The sequence below is a fragment of the Vibrio sp. SCSIO 43155 genome (assembly GCF_023716605.1).
GTDB classification, from domain to species: domain Bacteria; phylum Pseudomonadota; class Gammaproteobacteria; order Enterobacterales; family Vibrionaceae; genus Vibrio; species Vibrio harveyi.
In genome coordinates, this window is record NZ_CP071852.1 from 478182 (window position 1) to 498550 (window position 20369).

Annotated in this window: 12 protein-coding genes and 1 other annotated feature (1 of these 13 only partly in view); of the genes, 6 read left to right on the plus strand and 6 right to left on the minus strand. The window is 46.2% G+C overall.

The genetic code is table 11. The annotated features are described in order from the left end of the window. Position 1 precedes the first annotated feature (1 nt). The 3 genes from gltB (J4N44_RS02250) to gltB (J4N44_RS02260) all read right to left on the minus strand — a co-directional run bounded on the left by gltB (J4N44_RS02250) (position 2) and on the right by gltB (J4N44_RS02260) (position 10937). The gene (gltB, locus tag J4N44_RS02250) at positions 2-4465 is read right to left on the minus strand and encodes a glutamate synthase large subunit (protein WP_252044810.1); all 4464 of its coding nucleotides are present in this window, start codon (positions 4463-4465) and stop codon (positions 2-4) included. 452 nt (positions 4466-4917) lie between these two features. Further along, the gene (locus tag J4N44_RS02255) at positions 4918-6387 is read right to left on the minus strand and encodes a glutamate synthase subunit beta (RefSeq protein ID WP_005447836.1); all 1470 of its coding nucleotides are present in this window, start codon (positions 6385-6387) and stop codon (positions 4918-4920) included. Next, positions 6387-10937, minus strand: coding sequence for a glutamate synthase large subunit (gltB, locus tag J4N44_RS02260; protein ID WP_252044811.1), 4551 nt, complete (start codon positions 10935-10937; stop codon positions 6387-6389). Before gltB (J4N44_RS02260) ends, J4N44_RS02255 begins: the two co-directional genes overlap by 1 nt. 554 nt (positions 10938-11491) lie before the next feature. Between gltB (J4N44_RS02260) and mnmL the strand changes: the two genes are divergently transcribed. Together mnmL and J4N44_RS02270 are read left to right on the plus strand one after the other, a co-directional pair. After that, positions 11492-12436, plus strand: coding sequence for a tRNA modification radical SAM protein MnmL/YtqA (mnmL, locus tag J4N44_RS02265; protein WP_009702700.1), 945 nt, complete (start codon positions 11492-11494; stop codon positions 12434-12436). A gap of 50 nt (positions 12437-12486) precedes the next feature. Further along, positions 12487-14232: a sensor domain-containing diguanylate cyclase gene (locus tag J4N44_RS02270; protein WP_252044812.1), complete on the plus strand. Its 1746-nt coding sequence runs from the start codon at positions 12487-12489 to the stop codon at positions 14230-14232. 39 nt (positions 14233-14271) lie between these two features. Here J4N44_RS02270 and J4N44_RS02275 read toward each other — a convergent pair whose 3' ends face one another. After that, positions 14272-14466, minus strand: coding sequence for a hypothetical protein (locus tag J4N44_RS02275; RefSeq protein WP_005447847.1), 195 nt, complete (start codon positions 14464-14466; stop codon positions 14272-14274). On the opposite strand from J4N44_RS02275, the gene arcB reads away from it, so the two are divergent. Together arcB and J4N44_RS02285 are read left to right on the plus strand one after the other, a co-directional pair. Continuing rightward, on the plus strand, positions 14456-16825 hold the full coding sequence (arcB, locus tag J4N44_RS02280) for an aerobic respiration two-component sensor histidine kinase ArcB (protein ID WP_038899012.1): 2370 nt from the start codon (positions 14456-14458) through the stop codon (positions 16823-16825). The genes J4N44_RS02275 and arcB overlap by 11 nt on opposite strands. 1 nt (position 16826) lies before the next feature. After that, positions 16827-17276 (plus strand): hypothetical protein, encoded by a 450-nt coding sequence (locus J4N44_RS02285; protein WP_005447850.1) that lies wholly within the window; start codon positions 16827-16829, stop codon positions 17274-17276. A 104-nt stretch (positions 17277-17380) separates the two neighbouring features. Here the strand turns inward: J4N44_RS02285 and arcA are convergent, their stop codons facing one another. Continuing rightward, positions 17381-18097, minus strand: coding sequence for a two-component system response regulator ArcA (gene arcA, locus J4N44_RS02290; RefSeq protein WP_005447851.1), 717 nt, complete (start codon positions 18095-18097; stop codon positions 17381-17383). A 361-nt stretch (positions 18098-18458) separates the two neighbouring features. Between arcA and J4N44_RS02295 the strand changes: the two genes are divergently transcribed. Both J4N44_RS02295 and J4N44_RS02300 read left to right on the plus strand, forming a co-directional pair. Continuing rightward, positions 18459-18866, plus strand: a complete 408-nt coding sequence (locus J4N44_RS02295) for a DUF3293 domain-containing protein (protein ID WP_005447853.1) — start codon at positions 18459-18461, stop codon at positions 18864-18866. Positions 18867-18920: 54 nt separating this feature from the next. Further along, complete coding sequence (locus J4N44_RS02300) at positions 18921-19403, plus strand: putative 4-hydroxy-4-methyl-2-oxoglutarate aldolase (protein ID WP_005447855.1); 483 nt, start codon at positions 18921-18923, stop codon at positions 19401-19403. Here the strand turns inward: J4N44_RS02300 and J4N44_RS02305 are convergent. Next, a complete protein-coding gene (locus J4N44_RS02305) occupies positions 19400-19870 on the minus strand; it encodes a ribonuclease regulator (RefSeq protein ID WP_252044813.1) in 471 nt (156 codons plus the stop codon). The genes J4N44_RS02300 and J4N44_RS02305 overlap by 4 nt on opposite strands. 441 nt (positions 19871-20311) lie before the next feature. Then, positions 20312-20369, plus strand: a sequence feature (Thr leader region) (it continues 59 nt past the right edge of the window).

Genomic DNA, 20369 nt, shown 5'->3' on the forward strand with positions numbered 1-20369 from the left:
ATTACTGGGCTTGAACGCGCAGTTCTGCGGCACTGCGACTCTGGTGACCAAGTAGCGTGCGCAAGTCCGCCGCTTGTGGTTTCACCAAGTAGAACTTTGGAATCCATTCATCAAAGTTCGCCAAGATATCTTCTGCGTGGCTAGAGCCGGTTTCTTCGAGATGTTCGGCAATCAGACCACGCAAGTGCTCTTGGTGGATGTAGAGATCTGACAGAGATATCGCTTCAACCGATTCGTTGTTCACGCGACCTTGGAAGTCTTGGTTCTCATCCAATACGTATGCAAACCCGCCGGTCATGCCTGCGCCGAAGTTCACGCCAGTCGCGCCTAGAATGGCAACAATACCACCGGTCATGTACTCACAAGCGTTATCACCAGCGCCTTCAATGACGGCAATCGTACCTGAGTTACGTACGCCGAAACGCTCACCTGCTTTACCTGCCGCAAACAGTTTACCGCCGGTCGCGCCGTACAAACAGGTGTTACCAATGATGGTCGCTTCATTACACTTAAATGCAGTGCCAAGGTGAGGTTTGATAACCACCTTACCGCCAGCCATGCCTTTACCTACGTAGTCGTTTGCATCACCAGTGAGGTAAAGCTCTACGCCACCTGCGTTCCAAACGCCAAATGACTGACCAGCTGTGCCGTCCAAATGCAGCTTGATTGGCGTTGCCGCCATGCCTTGGTTGCCGTAACGCTGAGCGATTTCACCTGATAGGCGAGCACCCACAGAACGGTCGGTGTTGATCACGTTGTAGAAGAAGCTAGCAGATTGACGTTTCTCAATCGCTTGCAGCGCGTCTTCAATGATCTTGTTGTTTAGCTCTGCTTTATCAAATGGTGTATTTGGCTGTGTCCAATAAAGAGGGTGCCCTTCTGGAGAGACTGGTGCCTCAAGGATATTCGACAAATCCAGCTTGGTTTGTTTTGCTGTCAGACCTTCAATGGTTTCCAATAAATCCGTACGACCGATCAAGTCAGTCAGTTTTTCAACACCAAGTTCAGAGAGTAATCCGCGAACTTCGTCCGCCAGACCAATGAAGTAGTTCATCACCATTTCCGGAAGACCTTTGAAGTACTCTTTACGCAGCGTCTCGTCTTGAGTTGCAACGCCAGTAGCACAGTTGTTGAGGTGACAAATACGTAGGAACTTACAACCCATTGCCACCATTGGAGCAGTACCAAAACCGAAGCTTTCTGCACCGAGAATTGCCGCTTTCACCACGTCCAGACCGGTTTTTAGACCACCATCTACCTGTAGACGAATCTTATGACGTAGACCATTAGCAACCAGTGCTTGTTGTGTCTCTGCCAGTCCCAATTCCCAAGGGCTACCTGCGTATTTCACTGAGGTTAGTGGGCTTGCTGCAGTACCACCGTCGTAGCCCGAGATGGTAATGAGATCAGCGTAAGCTTTCGCGACACCTGTTGCGATGGTGCCGACACCTGGCTCAGAAACTAACTTCACCGAAACCAATGCGTTTGGATTGACTTGTTTTAGGTCGAAGATCAGCTGGGCTAAGTCTTCAATCGAATAAATATCGTGGTGTGGAGGAGGGGAGATCAGAGTCACCCCCTGTACTGAATAACGCAGTTTTGCGATTTCTGCGGTGACTTTGTGTCCCGGTAACTGACCACCTTCACCCGGCTTCGCACCCTGTGCGACCTTGATCTGCAGTACGTCTGCATTGGTTAGGTAGTGAGGCGTAACACCAAATCGACCTGAAGCAATCTGCTTGATGCGCGAGTTACGCTCTGTACCGAAGCGACGTGGATCTTCACCTCCTTCACCTGAGTTAGAATAGCCACCAAGGCGGTTCATCGCTGTTGCAAGTGCTTCGTGTGCTTCTGGGCTAAGTGCACCAATGGACATTGCCGCCGAGTCAAAACGTTTGAAGAGTTCTGTGCTTGGCTCGATTTGCTCAAGTGGTAATGGGGAATCTGATTTTTTCAGCGCCATTAAGTCACGCAACATGGCAACAGGACGTTGGTTCACCTGTTTAGCAAAGCTCTGATAATCGTTGCTTTCGCCTGATTTCACCGCAGTTTGCAGTGTGCCAACCACGTCTGGATTGTAGGCGTGATATTCACCACCGTGGACATATTTCAATAAACCACCATGCTCGATGGCTTTACGTTTCGCCCAAGCTTTGCGAGAAAGGTTGTACAAGTCTTGTTGGAAGTCGTCGAAATTTGCGCCTTCAATACGAGTTGTTACACCTTTAAAGCACAAATCGACCACTTCTTGGCTCAAGCCAACTGCTTCAAACAGTTGTGAGCAACGGTAAGAGGCGATGGTAGAAATCCCCATTTTCGACATGATCTTGTACAGGCCTTTGTTGATGCCGTATTGGTAGTTTTGCATCACATCGCGATAGTCTTTTTCTAGCGCTTTATCATCAATGAGTTTACCTAGCGCTTCATAAGCTAGGTATGGGTAAACCGCAGTGGCGCCAAAGCCAAGCAAGACAGCAAATTGGTGTGGGTCACGTGCCGTGGCTGTTTCAACAACAATGTTGGCATCACAACGTAAGTTCGCATCGATCAGGCGAGTTTGAACGGCACCGACCGCCATTGCTGCAGGAATTGGCAGTTTGCCTTTGACTAAAGCACGATCCGAAAGCACCACTAGCACAGTGCCTTCACGCACCACGTGTTCTGCTTGCTCACACAGATCATCAATGGCTTGTTTAAGATCTTTCTGTTGTGGATCGTAGTTGATATCGAGAATGGTATTACGATAGTAATTGTCTCCAAGCTCGAGTAATTGCTGCATGTCTGAGTAAAGTAACACTGGTGAATCGAAGGTTACTCGGTGCGCGTGTCCATCAGTTTCACAGAAGACATTCATCTCTTGACCGATGCTGGTTGCTAGTGACATCACGTGTTTTTCACGCAGTGGATCGATCGGCGGGTTGGTTACCTGCGCGAACTTCTGACGGAAATAGTCAGTCACCAAGCGCTCTTTAGAGGATAAGACGGCCATCGGGGTGTCATCACCCATAGAGCCGACCGCTTCTTGTCCCATATCACCGAGAACGCGCAACACCTGATCGACTTCTTCGTTGCTCATGGCGAATTGCTTTTGGTAAGTCTTAAGCAAGTCTTCATCAAAGCTGCGCTCGCCAACTTGCTCTTCTGGTAATTGAGCAAAAGGCGTGAGTTTGCGAACGTTGTTTTCCATCCATTCGCGATAAGGGTGGCGAGATTTCAGATCGTTATCGATCTCACTTGATTGCCATAGTTTGCCTTTGCGAGTATCGACAACCAGCAGTTCGCCAGGACCAACACGCCCTTTTTCGGCAACCTCATCCGGAGCGTAATCCCAAATACCGATCTCTGATGCTAGAGTGATCAGCCTGTCTTTAGTTATCACATAACGTGCAGGACGCAGACCATTACGATCTAAGTTACATGCGGCGTATCGACCATCGGACAGAACAATACCTGCCGGGCCATCCCATGGTTCCATGTGTTTGGAGTTGAAGTCGTAAAATGCTCGCAGATCTGGGTCCATATCTGGGTGGTTTTGCCATGCTGGTGGCACAAGCATCCGCATGGCACGGAAGATATCCATACCGCCTGCTAAAAAGAGATCCAACATATTATCCAAGCTGGAAGAGTCTGAGCCAGTCTCGTTCACAAATGGTGCCGCAGTTTGTAGGTCGGGCAGCAGTGGTGATGAGAACTTGTAAGCACGAGCGCGAGCCCATTGGCGGTTACCTTCAATGGTATTGATCTCACCATTATGAGCGAGGTAACGGAACGGTTGAGCCAGAGGCCAACGAGGTTGAGTATTGGTTGAAAAACGCTGGTGGAACAGGCAGATAGCAGACTCCATGCGTAGATCAGCAAGATCAAGATAGAAGCGCGGTAAGTCCGCAGGCATGCACAAGCCTTTGTACACCAGAACTTGTGTCGACAAGCTACAGATGTAGAAGTCAGGATCTTCTGTAATTTGTTTCTCGATGCGACGGCGTGCGATATAGAGGCGACGTTCAATGTCACGCTCGCGCCAACCTGCTGGTGCAGAGATAAAGACTTGTTGAATGTCTGGAAGTGAATCAGCAGCGATCGGACCGAGTACTTCTGAATTAGTTGGAACTTCACGCCAGCCCGCTACGGTTAAGGTCTCTTGAGCCAGTTCTTTGTTTACGATGTCTTTGGTGAGTTGAGCTTTCACCGGATCTTGGTTAAAGAAAATCATCCCCACGGCGTATTGCTTGCCAAGGTTGAAGCCATTTTCTTCGGCGATAAGGCGTAAATAGGAATCGGGCTTTTGTAGAAGAAGACCACAACCATCACCGGTTTTTCCATCGGCGGCGATGCCACCACGGTGGGTCATGCGATCAAGTGCAGAAATTGCTGTACGTACCAGCTTGTGACTTTGCTCGCCTTCCATGTGCGCGATTAAGCCAAATCCACAGTTGTCTTTCTCAAGACTTGGATCATAAAGAGCCATTGCAATTCTCCCTTTGCTTATCTGTCATCCCGACAGATATATCAACACTGCTCAAGTTGATAATGATGACTAACTATGCGTCACTTTCTAAGTTTTATGTATATCTATTCAATAAAATTCGTCAAATATCTTAACAAAAATTGTGCGTTTTATTTTCACCAACTTCACAAGCTATAGCTTATTGTAAAAAAGGTCAAGTTATTAGTGAATAATCACGTGAATATGCGATTTACCATTTAATTGGCTGAAATAATCTAATAAATTCAGTTAGATAGAAAAACGATTGTTACAAAAAAGTAACATTTGATTCTGGCAGGAATAAAAAAGACCAGCACAAAATGCTGGTCAAAATAAAAAGGTTGGAAGGAACTGTTTTCTTTCTTTGCTACCAGCCATCGATACTACTGATGGCTGGGTTTAATGCTCAGAAAGAGGAAGTGAGAACACTCCCTTTACGCAGAAAGCATCAGTGAATCTGCTTTTGCTTCTAGGTTTGTGCCACCCATTAAATAGTCATCGATAGCACGGGCACATTCACGACCTTCGTTGATACAACGAACAACCAGAGATTGTCCTGTTCGCATATCACCAGCTGCAAATACGCCTTCTTGGTTTGTAGCAAAACCTTGGGTTGCTACATTACCGCGATCATCGAGTGCAATATCCAATTGAGCAAGTACACCTGTTGGTTCTGGGTGCAGGAAGCCCATCGCTAGGAATGCCATATCACATGGGATCACTCGCTCACTGCCTTCTACTTCTTTGAAGCTCGGACGTTCGCCTGGTTTCGCATCTTGCCAAACGATGTCAGCTAAACGAAGACCTGTAACTTCACCCTTGTCATTGCCAATGAACTCTTTGGTCAGGATGTTCCAGTGACGATCAACACCTTCTTCATGAGAGGTCGAAGTGCGTAGAATCATTGGGTACTGTGGCCATGGCATGTTAGCAGGGCGCTTCTCTGGTGGAATCGGCATGATTTCAACCTGAGTGATGCTTGCTGCGCCATGACGGTTAGATGTACCCACACAGTCAGAGCCGGTATCACCACCACCGATCACCACAACATGCTTACCCGCAGCGTGAAGTTCTTCACCCTTAAGATCCATATCATTGGCACGACGGTTGTTTTGACCTAGGAACTCCATTGCAAAATGGACGCCTTTTAGTTCACGACCCGGAACGGGCAAATCACGTGGAACAGTTGAGCCACCAGTCAGCAGAACCACATCGAATTCTTGACGTAGTTGCTGAGCATTCACATTGACACCAACGTGTTGATTTACTTTGAATTCGATACCCGCTTCTGCCATCAAGTTGATTTTGCGGTCAATCACATCCATACCCAGTTTGAAGTCTGGGATACCAAAACGCAGTAGACCACCCACTTTCTCGTCTCGCTCGAATACAGTCACAGTATGACCAGCGCTATTTAGCTGCTCGGCAGCCGCAAGACCTGCAGGACCTGAACCGATGATCGCAACAGTTTTACCAGTGCGAGAGCGTGGTGTTTTTGGTTTGGCGTACCCTTCTCGATACGCCGTTTCTACGATGGTTTTCTCGATATTACAGATAGTGATCGGGTCTTGGTTGATGCCAAGTACACAAGCACTTTCACATGGTGCTGGGCAAACACGACCAGTAAACTCAGGGAAGTTATTAGTCGAGCTTAGAATGTTCCATGCTTCTTCCCAGCTATCACGATAAACTGCGTCATTAAACTCTGGGATGATGTTACCGATAGGGCAGCCGTTATGACAAAACGGCACACCACAATCCATACAACGAGAAGCCTGAGTATTGATCTTGTCACCAAACTCCTCGTTCAGAACAAACTCTTTGTTGTTCTTGATGCGTTCAGCTGGGTCGATCTTCTGTGGTAGTTCACGACCATGCTCTAAAAATCCAGTAGGCTTACCCATTATACGGCCTCCGCTTGAGTTTCGTTTCCTTGAGACTGTGCTTCAGCTTTACGCTTTTGAAGAACCGCTTTGTAGTCACGCGGCATTACCTTAACCATAGAGGCTAGGCTTGCTTCAAAGTTGTCTAGGAAAGACTGAGCGACTTCACTTCCTGTGAATTGAACATGCTTAGTTAGCATGTCGAGTAATAGATCTCTGTCTTCTTGCTCGATTGGATCTAGGTCTACTAGCTCTGGGTTCAGTTTTGACTCAAAGTCACCTGATTTATCCCATACGTAAGCCACACCGCCGCTCATACCTGCAGCAAAGTTACGACCTGTTGAGCCAAGGATAATTGCAGCACCACCAGTCATGTATTCACAACCGTGATCACCGACGCCTTCTACTACTACTTTCGCGCCTGAGTTACGAACACAGAAACGTTCGCCAGCCATACCGCGAATGAAAGACTCACCCGAAGTTGCACCGTAGAAACACACGTTACCAACCACGATGTTGTCTTCCGCGACAATGCTTGATTTTGCGTCTGGGTAAAGTACCAACGTACCGCCAGATAAGCCTTTACCCCAGTAGTCGTTCGCATCGCCTTCTACTTCGAACTTCACGCCCTTAGCTAGGAATGCACCGAATGATTGACCCGCGGAACCTTTGAACTTCACGTTCATTGGCTGAGGTAGACCGGCATCTTTATACACTTTCGAGATTTCGTTCGACAACATGGTACCTGCAGAGCGGTCCGTGTTGACGATAGGGAACTCGGCATTTACCGCTTCGCCTTTCTCGAGTGCAGGAATCGCTGCTTGAATCAGCTTACGGTCTAGCACTTCTTCTAGGTTGTGGTTCTGCTGAGCTTGGTTGAATACGCCATCGGCTTCGCGTGGCTGTTCAACGTGGAGAACAGGAGACAGATCTAGGTTCTTGTATTTCCAGTGAGAAACGTCTTGGCGAATCTTCAGCTTCTGACCTTGACCGACCATCTCATCGATAGTGCGGAAGCCAAGTTCAGCCATGATTTCACGCAGACCTTGTGCCATGTACTGGAAGAAGGTTACGACGTCTTCTACGCGACCATCAAAGCGCTCACGAAGCGTCTTGTTTTGAGTCGCGATACCAACAGGACAGGTGTTCTTATGACACTTACGCATCATGATACAACCTTCAACCACCAATGCTGCGGTTGCCACGCCCCATTCTTCTGCACCAAGTAGTGTTGCGACTGCAAGGTCACGAGGTGTCTTCATCTGACCATCCGCTTGAACCACGATACGGTTACGTAGACCGTTCTTCAGTAGCGTTTGGTGCGTTTCTGCCAAGCCAAGTTCCCAAGGAAGACCTGTATGACGGATTGAAGACATTGGGGATGCACCTGTACCGCCGTCGAAACCTGCGATAAGTACAACGTCCGCTTTCGCTTTCGCTACACCAGAAGCGATCGTACCTACGCCAGCCTCTGATACCAGCTTCACGTTCACACGACCCGCGCGGTTCGCGTTCTTCAAGTCGTAGATAAGCTGAGCCAAATCCTCGATGGAATAGATATCGTGGTGTGGCGGTGGCGAGATAAGACCGACGCCCGGAGTTGAGTGACGTGTTGCACCGATCCAGTCATCTACTTTATCACCTGGTAGCTGACCACCTTCACCTGGTTTCGCACCTTGAGCCATTTTGATTTGCAGCTCATCAGCGTTGGTTAGGTAGTAAGAGGTAACGCCGAAACGACCTGAAGCCACCTGCTTGATCGCAGAGCGTTCCCAATCGCCGTTGTCTTTGCGCTCGAAACGCATTGGGTCTTCACCACCTTCACCAGAGTTCGATTTCGCGCCAAGGCGGTTCATAGCAACAGCCAGTGTGGAGTGTGCTTCGTAAGAAATAGAACCGAATGACATAGCACCGGTCGCGAAGCGTTTCACGATGCTTTCAATTGGCTCGACGTCGTCGATAGAGATAGAACCTGCTGGGTTCTTAATGAACTCAAGTTGGCTGCGCAGGGTTACCGCGTTGTCGCCTTGCTTATCTACGGCTGTCGCGTATTGCTTGAACTGATCGTAGTTCTTGTTGCGCGTAGACTCTTGCAGTAGAGAAATGGTTTCTGGGTTGAAGAGGTGCTTCTCGCCACGCTGTTTCCATTGGTAAACACCGCCTACATCCAGCATTTGAATTGGGATTTCGCGTTGTGGGTAACCGATGCGGTGACGGATAAGTACTTCTTTGGCGATATCATCAAGGGTTAGACCTTGGATACGAGAAACCGTACCTGTGAAGTACTTGTCGACCACTGATTTGTGGATACCCAAGGCTTCGAAGATTTGCGCACCGTGGTATGACTGTAGCGTAGAGATACCCATCTTCGAGAAGATCTTCAGAAGACCGCCATTGATCGCTTTACGGTAGTTGTTGAACAGATCGCGAGGGTTCGCTTCTGGATCCAACTTCTTTGTACGTTGAAGTTCAATGATGGTTTCAATCACTAGGTAAGGGTTAACCGCATTCGCACCGTAACCAAGTAGCGTTGCAAAGTGGTGCGTTTCACGCGCATCACCGGTTTCAACCACGATGCCACACTTCGCACGTAGACCTTTGCGGATCAAGTGGTGGTGCACTGCGCCCACTGCCAGCATTGCTGGGATCGCCGCGTGGTTTGAATTTACTGCACGGTCAGTTAATAGGATGATTGAGTAACCATCGATAACCGCGTCTTCTGCGTATTGGCAGATACGTTTTAGTGCGCGCTCAAGCTTGCCTTGATCTTCATTAGCTTGGAACACGATATCCAGTGTCTTCGCTTGTAAGTGCTCGTTATCGATCGCACGCAATTTCTCAAGCTCAGAGTTCGCCAGAACAGGCGATTCCAATTCTACTTTCTGACAGTGAAGTGGTGTTTCAGTCAGAAGGTTTTGGTCTTTACCCAAGTAAGTGTTCAGTGACATAACCATACGCTCACGGATCGGGTCGATCGGTGGGTTGGTTACCTGTGCGAACAGTTGCTTGAAGTAGTTTGAAAGATGTTGAGACTGATGAGATAGAACCGCAAGAGGCCAGTCTGCACCCATGGCTGATAATGGCTCTTTCGCATCATTCGCCATTGGAACGATGATTTCGTTCACTTCTTCAGTGCTCACACCGAAAGCTTGTTGACGGTGCAACAAACGCTCAGGAGAAGGTTGGCTGAACTGGTTGCTTGCATCTGGCAGCTTCTTCAAGCTCAGTAGGTTTTCTTCTACCCACTTCTCGTAAGGCTGCGCCGTTGCAATGGTGTCTTTCACTTCTTCATCAGAGATGATGCGACCTTGCTCTAGGTCTGCAACGAAGATACGACCTGGTTGTAGACGACCGCGGAACTCTACGTTCTCTGGTTCAATATCCACCACACCAGATTCTGATGCCATCACTAGGAAGTTGTCTTTGGTCACTGTGTAGCGAGAAGGGCGTAGACCGTTACGGTCGAGTGTCGCACCAACTTGAACTCCATCAGTAAAACATACTGAAGCAGGACCATCCCATGGTTCCATGATGTTCGCGTGGTACTGATAGAACGCGCGACGTTTAGGATCCATGTTTTTGTTTTCTTGCCATGCCTCCGGGATCATCATCATCAATGCGTGTGGCAGGCTACGACCAGAAAGAACTAGGAGCTCAAGTGCCATATCGAAGTTAGATGAATCCGAGCTACCTTCCTGACAGATTGGAAGAAGCATGTCGATTTCAGCCTGAGTAAATAGGTCTGATTCTAAGATTGCTTCACGGGCTTTCATCCAGTTCAAGTTACCGCGAACTGTATTAATTTCACCGTTGTGGGCAATGTAACGGAAAGGCTGTGCAAGACGCCATTTCGGGAAGGTATTGGTAGAGAAACGAGAGTGTACCAGTGCCAGTGCAGTCACCATGGTTGGGTTTTGCAGATCAAGGAAATACTGAGGTACTTGCTCGGTTGTTAACTGACCTTTGTACACCAATGTCTTGTAAGACATTGAGTTAATGTAGAAGTCGTCACCAATGTTCGAAACGCTTTCTAGGCAAACTCGCACTGTGTAGTTACGAAGTACGTACAGTTTGCGTTCTAGCTCTTCAGGTGTGATGCCTGGACCACCAGAGATAAACACATGCTCAAACTGAGGCTCAGTGCTTAGCGGGTCGGCACCGATCATTGAGTTGTCGGTTGGCAAAACGCGGTAGCCGATAACTTCGAGGTCTAGACGCTGTGCGTTGCGTTCTAGAATATCTCTGCATTGTTCGCGTTTGTATTCGTCTTTCGGGAAAAGAACGACACCAACACCATACTTTTCGAACGAAGGCAGTTTAATGCCTAGCTTAACGGCTTCTTCTAATAGGAATTCATGAGGTTTTTGTAGCAAGATACCCGCACCATCACCGCTGCATGGGTCACAACCTTGACCACCACGGTGTTCCATGCGAGCCAGCATATCCAATGCTTGAGTCACTACTTCATGAGATTTACGGTTTTTAAGGTGAGCAACAAAACCGATACCACAAGCGTCATGCTCCAGTTCCGGAGTGTACAGACCCTGTGAATTTTGCTCTCTATCTACCATAGATACATCCTTCCAGTTCAATGTCGACGCAAGAACCCCGGACAGATCTCGACTGTCTTAGGTACGCTCTGTACGTCTTGTCCTTTATATTTATGATTCGCCACTGATCGAGGTTGACCAGTCTTGATTCCTTTCCGTATCTCGCAGGAAAAATTTTGCGAGAAAAACAATCCTTGGTGATATCCCTTTATTTATTGCCACAATTTAGTGACTTATATAGGTGGGAGCGGGATAACGCCGACAATTCCCGCAGTTGATGTTGTAATAAAAGTCACAAAAACAACGGGGTTGTGTAAGTATCCTACAATTTTGTGACTTCGAAATGCAACGAAAAGTCGTCTTTGTGACCCAATTTTTTCGTTTAAATATTCACTTTTTGTTTAACATTTACGCAACATTGCAGGTTTTAAGTTGGTTTTATGCAGTTTTATTGATTTCGCACCGCCACCTGTTTGTTTGAATTGACTAGAATTATTTGTTTTTTCTTGCAGGGATGTAATTTAGTTACATAAATCGTAGTGAGATTTATTACGGTTTACTATTGGTGAGAATCTATGCAGTTACATGAGTTGGTCAACACATTAGGCCAAGACCTTCAGCGCCGTTATGGCGAAAAAGTCCATAAACTGACTTTGCACGGTGGTTTCAGTTGTCCAAACCGCGATGGCACTATTGGTCGAGGTGGATGCACATTTTGTAATGTGGCTTCATTTGCGGATGAAGAAGTACAGATCAAAAGTATCCACGATCAATTGAAAGATCGTGCTGGAGAGATCCACAGGGCGAAGAAGTATCTGGCATATTTTCAGGCGTACACCAGTACCTATGCAGAAGTACAAGTCCTCAAAAACATGTACGAAGAAGCCCTCAAGGCTGCTGATATCGTCGGCCTTTGTGTGGGCACTCGTCCAGATTGCGTTCCTGATGCAGTACTGGATCTATTGTCGGACTACGTGAATCAAGGTTATGAGATTTGGTTAGAACTGGGTCTTCAAACTGCCAACAATGACACCCTCAAGCGTATCAACCGTGGTCATGATTTTGAGTGTTATGCAGAAATCACCAAGCGCGCTCGGGCACTAGGTATTAGAGTTTGTACTCATCTGATCGTCGGTTTGCCTAGAGAAACACGCGATGACAACATCGACACATTGCGTAAAGTTTTGGACGTCGGCACAGATGGTATCAAACTGCATGGTTTACATATCGTAGAAGGCAGTACAATGGCGAAAGCGTGGCGTGCCGGAAAGCTAGAAGCCCCAGAATTGGAGGATTACGTTGCTATCGCCAGTGAAATGATCCGCATGACTCCTAAAGAAGTGATCTTCCATCGCGTTTCCTCAGCTGCTCGCCGTCCTACTCTTTTGTCGCCGTTGTGGTGTGAAAACCGCTGGTTAGCGATGACTGAAATTGGTCGTGCATTGGATCGAGAAGGCCCACAAGGCAGCTTAACTGGTGATGCCTTCATCTATATCAAACCAGAATTAAAGGCAGAATGATCGATTAATAACTGTTATATTTCCTCCGATTTGCTTGAAAGGTCGGAAAAATGGATCAGTTACTCAATTGGCTCTGGGATGGGCAGGGCGACTACGGATTTGTGGTCCTGCTCTCTGTTGTATGTGTAATCACAGTTACGCTGATCTATATACGATTTCAATCTGCTTTAAAACTTATCGTTACTGACTCTCCTTACCCTGTTCTCGTGTTAGATGCGGGCAGTGGTCAATTGTTGCTCTCCAATGATTCTGCCATGCAATTGCTTGGTATCCGCCGTTTAGGTTCTGGGTTTCTCTATCCTGCTTCTTTTAATACTGACGAGATAATTGCATTACTTGATAGCTTTTCCAGCCGACATTTTGGGCAGCAGCTGTTTGATTGGCGGTTGTCTGAAACAGAGAATATTAAGATTGAGTTATCTGGTCGAAAGAGCTTACTTCGTGGGCATCGCGTATGGATTATTTACGCTCAGCCTTACCAGTTTACTCGCCAAGAGCAGCAACAAGAATTAGAGCAGTTAGGTATTGCTCGTTCCGCTCTCGACTCGTTATCTGAATTGATATGTCTGCAAGATAAGCAAGGTAAAGTACTGACAACCAACCGTGCGTTTGACCTGTTTTGGGAAGGGCGCAGAGAAGAAGCTTGCTCCTCCAAGATGAACCCAATAGCTACACGTAAAACTGAGAGGCGTTGGACAACCGATCAGCAAGGTCGAAGTTGTTTGTTGGAAGTAAACCAAAGTTCTTTGGTTTCTCAGTCTGGAGAGATGATTGGTACTTTGTCTATCAGTCATGATGTTACTGAATGGCACAAGATGCAGCAGAATTTGCGCGATGAAATGGAACGTCGTAAAGATACCGAAGTCGCCTTGGCACAGCGCGATACCATCTTACAAACCATTTTGGATGCCAGCCCAGACTCTATCGGTATCTTCAATGAAAACATGGTTTACCAGGCTTGTAATAAACCATTTGTGAATGCGTTAGGCATTTCTGATGTAGGGGATTTGATTGGTAAGCGACTACAAGACGTAGTGCCTGATGATATTTACCTTCGTTTGGAAGCTAGTGACATGCAAGCATTGCAGCAAACACAACCTGTACGCTACATCGATAAAGTGAGCAGCACTGATGGGTATCATACTTGGTTTGATGTGGTGAAATCGCCGTTTAAAGACCGATCGTCGGGTACTAACGGTGTATTGATTATGGCACGTGATATCTCTGAGCGTTATCTTGCAGAGCAAAAGCTTGAGGAAGCGAATTTGGAGTTAGAAAAATTAAGCTTCTCTGACAGCCTGACAAAAGTCGCTAACCGTCGCCGCTTCGATGAACAACTTCATACTCTTTGGTATCACCATATTCGTGAGAAATTGCCGCTGACGATCATGTTGTGTGATATTGATTTCTTTAAAGACTATAACGACTGCTATGGTCACCAAAAAGGTGATGATGCTTTAGTCCAAGTCGCTGCGGCGTTTCAACAGGTGGTGAGTCGGTCATCGGACTGCGTAGCACGATATGGTGGGGAAGAGTTTGGCTTTATCTTGCCAAACACCACAACGGAAGGTGCACACAAAGTTGCCAAACGCATCCATGAACAAATCCACGAACTTGCTGTGGAACATAGTAACTCAACGACTTCGGATCGGTTGACGGTGAGTATCGGCTTTGTTTCTTACATCCCGCATCATGGTGACGAACCAGAAATGGGCGTTGCAATGGCAGACAGCGCACTCTATCAAGCTAAGGCTGATGGGCGTGACTGCACTCGAGTTCATCCTGGTTCTTATTAACGCTTTGTGACCGCTTGCTCTAAGTTGAGAGCAGGCGGTTTAAATCACCGTATCAAACACGTTAAACTGCGAATACACAGCATGAGGCGTTGATGAGCCCTGAAGCGTCGCCATTTCAGTTGTGTGTCTTTCAAACATTGATGCTGTTGAGTAACTGCGCTTAACGGTTTTGCTTTTCAAACTGATCAGGGTTCGATGTCTAGCTTGTTCCATGGAGTAGTGAATGAAGCCCATGAAAAATCTCGCCCAGTACTATGTTGACCTATTGGTTAAGCTGGGGATTGTCCGTTTCTCGATACTACTGGCGTTGGCGCTGGTTGCACTGGCTGTTGTTGTGCAAGTTGGTATCACGTTGGCGCTTAAGGGTAACGTTGACGATATAGATATCGTTCGTTCGGTATTCTTTGGTCTACTTATTACCCCTTGGGCGGTGTATTTCCTATCTGTCGTGGTGGATCAGCTTGAAGAGTCTCGTCAAAGACTGACCAAGTTAGTATCTAAGCTTAAGGACATGCGTTCGCGTGACCAAGAGCTGAACTTTCAACTGCAGCAGAACATTGAAAAGCTCAACCAAGAAATTGAAGAGCGTATTAAAGCAGAAGAAGCACGTGAAGAAGCGATGCAAGACTTGGAGAATGAGGTGTTCCAACGTGAGCGTACTCAGCTTGAGCTTGCCGAGCGTACGGCGCTGTTACGTTCTTTTATCGATGCATCTCCAGATTTGATTTACTACCGCAACGCTGATGGCGTTTTTTCTGGCTGTAACCGCGCGATGGAAGAGTTAACTGGTAAGAAAGAACACCAATTAGTGGGCTTGAGCCCTTGGGATGTCTACAGCAAAGAAGTGGCTGAGCATATCGTCGATACCGACCAAAAAGTCTTTGCTGATAACCAAGCAATTACCTACGAGCAATGGCTAGAATACCCTGATGGTCGCAAACATTACTTTGAATTGCGCAAAGTACCGTTCTACAGCAAAGATGGTCGCCACCTTGGTCTGGTTGGTTTCGGTCGCGATATCACCGAGCGTAAGCGTCATGAAGAATCATTAGAAAAAGCCAGCCGTGATAAAACCACCTTTATCTCCACTATCAGTCATGAGCTGCGCACACCGTTAAACGGCATTGTAGGCTTGAGTCGTATGTTGCTTGATAGTCAGTTGACTGAAGAGCAACGTAAGCACATGCAAACCATCAATGTTAGTGCCATTACTTTGGGCAACATCTTTAACGACATTATCGACATGGACAAATTTGACCGTCGTAAGTTGGAGTTGTTACCTGCACCATTGAACTTTGAAGACTTCGTCGCTGAAATTGAAAGTATCTCGGCTCTGATGGCTGAACAGAAAGGGCTACGCTTCGATCTAGAGCGTTTGAGCTCGCTACCAAAAGCGATAGAAGTGGATGCGACACGTCTACGCCAGGTTATCTGGAACTTGGTTAGCAACGCCATGAAGTTCACCAAAGAAGGTGGCGTCGTAATGACGGTGAGCGCCGATGTTGAAGAAGATTACGCAACCATCATTATGGAAGTGGAAGACACCGGCATTGGTATTCCTGATGAGGAGTTAGATAAGATCTTTGCGATGTATTACCAAGTGAAATCTGGCAAAGATAACCTGCATGCGGTGGGTACTGGTATCGGTTTGGCGGTTTCTAAGCAGCTGATCAACATGATGGACGGTGACATTACCGTAGCAAGTGAGGAAGGATTCGGTAGTACCTTTACCGTATCGATTCACGTGCCAGTGGTTGAGTTAGAAGCACCTGTTATCGATGCAAAACGCGACAATGTACATCTTAATATCTTTATGGTCGAAGACATCGAACTTAATGTCACTGTTGCGAAATCTCTGCTCGAAAGCTTGGGGCACTCTGTTACTGTCGCAATGACGGGTGAGGAAGCGCTGGTGAACTTCGTACCGGATGAATACGACTTAGCTCTGCTTGATATTCAGCTTCCGGACATGACTGGGTTTGACGTGGCTAAGTACTACCGTGAACACTACGATAATCTACCGCCGCTGGTGGCATTGACTGCGAATGTCATGAAAGATCGTCGTGAATATCTCGATAACGGTATGGATGATGCCATAAGCAAACCACTTGCAGTTCAAGCGTTACAAGCGGTGATCGATAAGTTCTTCGTTGAGCGCGTTGAGAACAATGAGAGTGTGATGGAAGAGATCGCAGAAGCTGAAGTCATCGAAGAGGCGACACCGATGCCATCTCCAGTCATCAATACCCACTTGCTGGATCTTGATATGCTAGAGTCTTACGTGGATATCGTTGGCGTAAAGCCTGTGTATGACAGTATTAAGATGTTCGAAGACATGATGCCTGATTATATCGAGGTGTTGGACTCAAACATGACGGCAAAAGACCAAGACGGTATTGTTTCTGAAGCACATAAAATTAAAGGTGCAGCAGGCTCGATTGGTTTAAAACACATCCAAAGCGTCGCACAGAAAGCACAATCTCCTGATATGCCTGCTTGGTGGGAAAACATATCGGATTGGGTCGAAGAAATTAAAAACGAATATCAAAATGATATTCAAGTATTGAAGAGTTGGTTGGAACAGAGGAAATAAAATGAAGAAATTTGCATCGGCAGCACTGGCAATTGCGCTACTGGCGGGTTGTAGTTCTGCTCCTCAAGTTGGATGGCAACAAGGCAGCCAAGTCACTATGAATACAGTGAACGTTGAGCTAAAGAGCAACCTATGGGTAAACCTGATGCCAACCATTGGTGAAGTTCAAGAGCAGAACGTTCATGGCGCATTGTACCTAAAAGCAGATAATGAGCTGCCTGCAAACTTAACGGTTGATGCTCTGATTATTAAGCAAGGTGATTCAGAGTGGGAAATTGATGGTGACTTATTAGAGTTACGTACCCACAGTGAAAATCAGTGGGAAGTGGCGTTTGTATGGCAAATCGAAGCGGATATGGAGAAGTCGGTCGATTTGGCGTTATTGTTAGATGACGCAGGCAAGAAAGAGTGGTTAGTCGAGAAAGGCATCAAGATCGACAAAGTGTATTAGCCACTAAGCTTGTATTAACCATTAAGTTTGCATTCATTGCTAAGTGACAGATAGCAAAAGGGCTTGCTCATTGAGCAAGCCCTTATTGTTTATGCTGGGGCAGATTAGTCTTCTAGATCGCCACAGAAGCGGTAGCCTTCACCGTGAATAGTCGCGATGATTTCAGGTGTACCTGATACTGATTCGAAGTGCTTACGAATGCGACGGATAGTTACGTCTACAGTACGGTCATGTGGCTTAAGCTCACGACCTGTCATCTTCTTAAGAAGGTCAGCACGAGTTTGAATCTTACCTGGGTTCTCACAGAAGTGCAGTAGAGCACGGAACTCAGAGCGTGGCAGTTTGTAGCTGTCACCAGATGGGCTCACTAGAGAGCGGCTGTTGATGTCTAACACCCAACCGTTGAACTCGTATTTTTCTACCGAGCGTTTCTCTTCCTGTACAGCGTTAGTGCTCATTGAGCGGCTTAGCAGGTTGCGAGCACGGATAGTTAGTTCACGCGGGTTGAATGGTTTAGTGATGTAGTCATCAGCACCGATTTCAAGACCTAGGATCTTGTCTACTTCATTGTCACGACCAGTCAGGAACATCAGTGCGATGTTCGCTTGCTCGCGAAGTTCACGTGCTAGAAGGAGACCATTCTTGCCTGGAAGATTAATGTCCATAATAACCAAGTTGATTGAATTTTCAGACAACACTTGGTGCATTTCTTCACCGTCACTGGCTTCAAAAACAGCGTATCCCTCTGCTTCAAAAATACTCTTAAGAGTGTTACGAGTTACTTGCTCATCTTCTACGATAAGAATCTGCGGGGTTTGCATTGGCGGTACCTAAATTTGTGACAAAATTGTGCTAATAGAATAAATTCTAGGCAAAAATATAACATACAGGTAATGTGATTTTGATAATAAATCAAGTTGATCAAAAAAACACTTCTTTCAGTTATCCGCCTTCCTTGGAATTTTGCCAACTCACCAGTATCCGATGGCGACGTTTATTCTATAGGGCTTGTTTACCTTTCAATTCCCTGTAATTACGGAGCCTGAAACGTAAACACCCTAAGATATGGAGCGGATTTTATATTGTTAACAGCATGCTAACAATGCTCAAATGTTAATTCCATTCAGTTTGTTGATTTACATCAATTGATGAAATGTAACTGTTATTAATCGTTTAAGAGTTATGATAGAAAAAAGTAATACGAACATAGACGCATCGTTATGGAATGCTTATTCAGAGTCTTTCTTCCGTTTTCACGCTGAATGGGAGGTAACCAACTACGCGGTGATAACTGCTTGGAACCCTTACAGTAATCTGCGGTCAAAAGAAGAGAACTGCATAAGTAATCATAAACTCGAACAACAATTAAACCACGTTAAATACGTGCCTGTCACGGTTGGCGATCAGACATTTGAATGGTTTGAAGAGAGCTATGCTGCTGAGTTAACACCGCAAGCCGCAATAGACCTGGCGAATCAATTTCAACAAAACGCGATTTATTACGTCATTGATGACGAGCTTTACTTGATTGCTTGTTCAGAACCTGAAGTTTTGCACAAGCTAGGAACAATACAGCCGCGACTCGTCTAGAAGGATACTACTTATCTGAGCTTCAGCTTAGGTGAGACAATTCACGGAGGAAATATGAGAGACATAACACCAGACATTTGTGACCAGTTTGAGGACCAAGTCATCCTGCTTAGCTTACCATTGCAGAACTTTGGTCAACGCACGGCCTTTCATGGCGAGATTGTCACTGTACGTTGTTACCACGATAACTCCAAAGTACGCGAAGTACTGAACGAAGATGGCACTGGAAAAGTGCTGATTGTTGATGGACACGGCTCATGTCAAAAAGCGTTGCTAGGTGATCAGCTCGCGATTCTCGGTATCGAAAATGGTTGGGAAGGCATTATTGTTTACGGTGCGATTCGCGATGTGGCACAAATGTCACAAATGGATATTGGTGTTCAAGCTTTGGGTACATGCCCGTTTAAAACAGAGAAGCGTGGCGTGGGAGAAGTCAACGTGACATTGACGATGCAAAACCAAATCGTGCAGCCAAAACACTATGTTTACGCAGACTGGAATGGGGTTTTGATTTCGAAAGAAGCGCTGGACTTCTAGAAGCGGAAACCTAATCCTACTTCGAAGCCTTGTTGCCAATCTTGGTAATCTAGAGTGGCGTGAAGATCCAAATTCTCGGTGATTTTCACGCGACTTGAGACTTCAGCAGCAAGGCTACTGTCTTCTTCTCGGATACCTTCCGCCGTTTCAGCTTTATAAGATCTAACAGTACTTTTCACTGTTACTCGATCATTAAAGTGATAACTGATCCCACTAAGAAAACCGCTTTGGTTTTTTGTTGGCGAGTTGTTGACTCGCGCACCAACGTAAAGATCAACAGAATCAAACAGCTCGTATGAGTAACCACCATCTATGTTCCATACATCGAAGCTATCTGTTTGATAGTTTTCACTAGAGATGAAAAGCTTGTGTGGAGACGAAGAAGTTTTGCCTGGAAGAGGCGGAAGATCGTTAGCAAGACAAACGCTAGACACGGCGAATAGCAACAGAAAAATCCATTTTTTCATGTGACCACTCCTTGTGTCTAACTTTGTTATTAGTATGTGCTAAAAGCTTCTCACTATTAAAGCATAGAATATGAAAGCCAGCTCATTTATTTTCCACTTAATTCGATCCTAGGAACCTTGATCACAGTTAAGTTGTTGTTAAATAGAACCTGCAAAGATCAGTTTTCGATTGTGCATATTTGCATCAAGATCTTACATAGGATCTTCATCCTAATAGATCTGTAAGAACCATGAGCGAATGACTGAAAAAAAAGAATAAAATCGTAAGCAGACTAACTCATTGTAATTACACTTAAATATCAACGACATTGCGCAGCAGAAATCTCTACAAGGCCGGAAAATACACAATTTTTTGTTGACTCTGTTTCGGAAACTCGGTAAACGTAGAGTTAAGAAAACACACAACTATCGTTGAATATTTATTTATGACATCTCACAGCCAAGTAGTAATGACCACAACCATTATTATTACCGACACGACCAATGTTGGGGCAGGCTG

Coding starts and splice junctions, on each gene's coding strand:
- J4N44_RS02285 (WP_005447850.1), top strand. CDS start 16,827: ATGAAGAAATTTGCATCGGCAGCACTGGCAATTGCGCTACTGGCGGGT.
- J4N44_RS02275 (WP_005447847.1), bottom strand. CDS start 14,466: ATGGGCTTCATTCACTACTCCATGGAACAAGCTAGACATCGAACCCTG.
- arcB (WP_038899012.1), top strand. CDS start 14,456: ATGAAGCCCATGAAAAATCTCGCCCAGTACTATGTTGACCTATTGGTT.
- J4N44_RS02300 (WP_005447855.1), top strand. CDS start 18,921: ATGAGAGACATAACACCAGACATTTGTGACCAGTTTGAGGACCAAGTC.
- arcA (WP_005447851.1), bottom strand. CDS start 18,097: ATGCAAACCCCGCAGATTCTTATCGTAGAAGATGAGCAAGTAACTCGT.
- mnmL (WP_009702700.1), top strand. CDS start 11,492: ATGCAGTTACATGAGTTGGTCAACACATTAGGCCAAGACCTTCAGCGC.
- J4N44_RS02305 (WP_252044813.1), bottom strand. CDS start 19,870: ATGAAAAAATGGATTTTTCTGTTGCTATTCGCCGTGTCTAGCGTTTGT.
- J4N44_RS02295 (WP_005447853.1), top strand. CDS start 18,459: ATGATAGAAAAAAGTAATACGAACATAGACGCATCGTTATGGAATGCT.
- J4N44_RS02255 (WP_005447836.1), bottom strand. CDS start 6,387: ATGGGTAAGCCTACTGGATTTTTAGAGCATGGTCGTGAACTACCACAG.
- gltB (WP_252044811.1), bottom strand. CDS start 10,937: ATGGTAGATAGAGAGCAAAATTCACAGGGTCTGTACACTCCGGAACTG.
- gltB (WP_252044810.1), bottom strand. CDS start 4,465: ATGGCTCTTTATGATCCAAGTCTTGAGAAAGACAACTGTGGATTTGGC.
- J4N44_RS02270 (WP_252044812.1), top strand. CDS start 12,487: ATGGATCAGTTACTCAATTGGCTCTGGGATGGGCAGGGCGACTACGGA.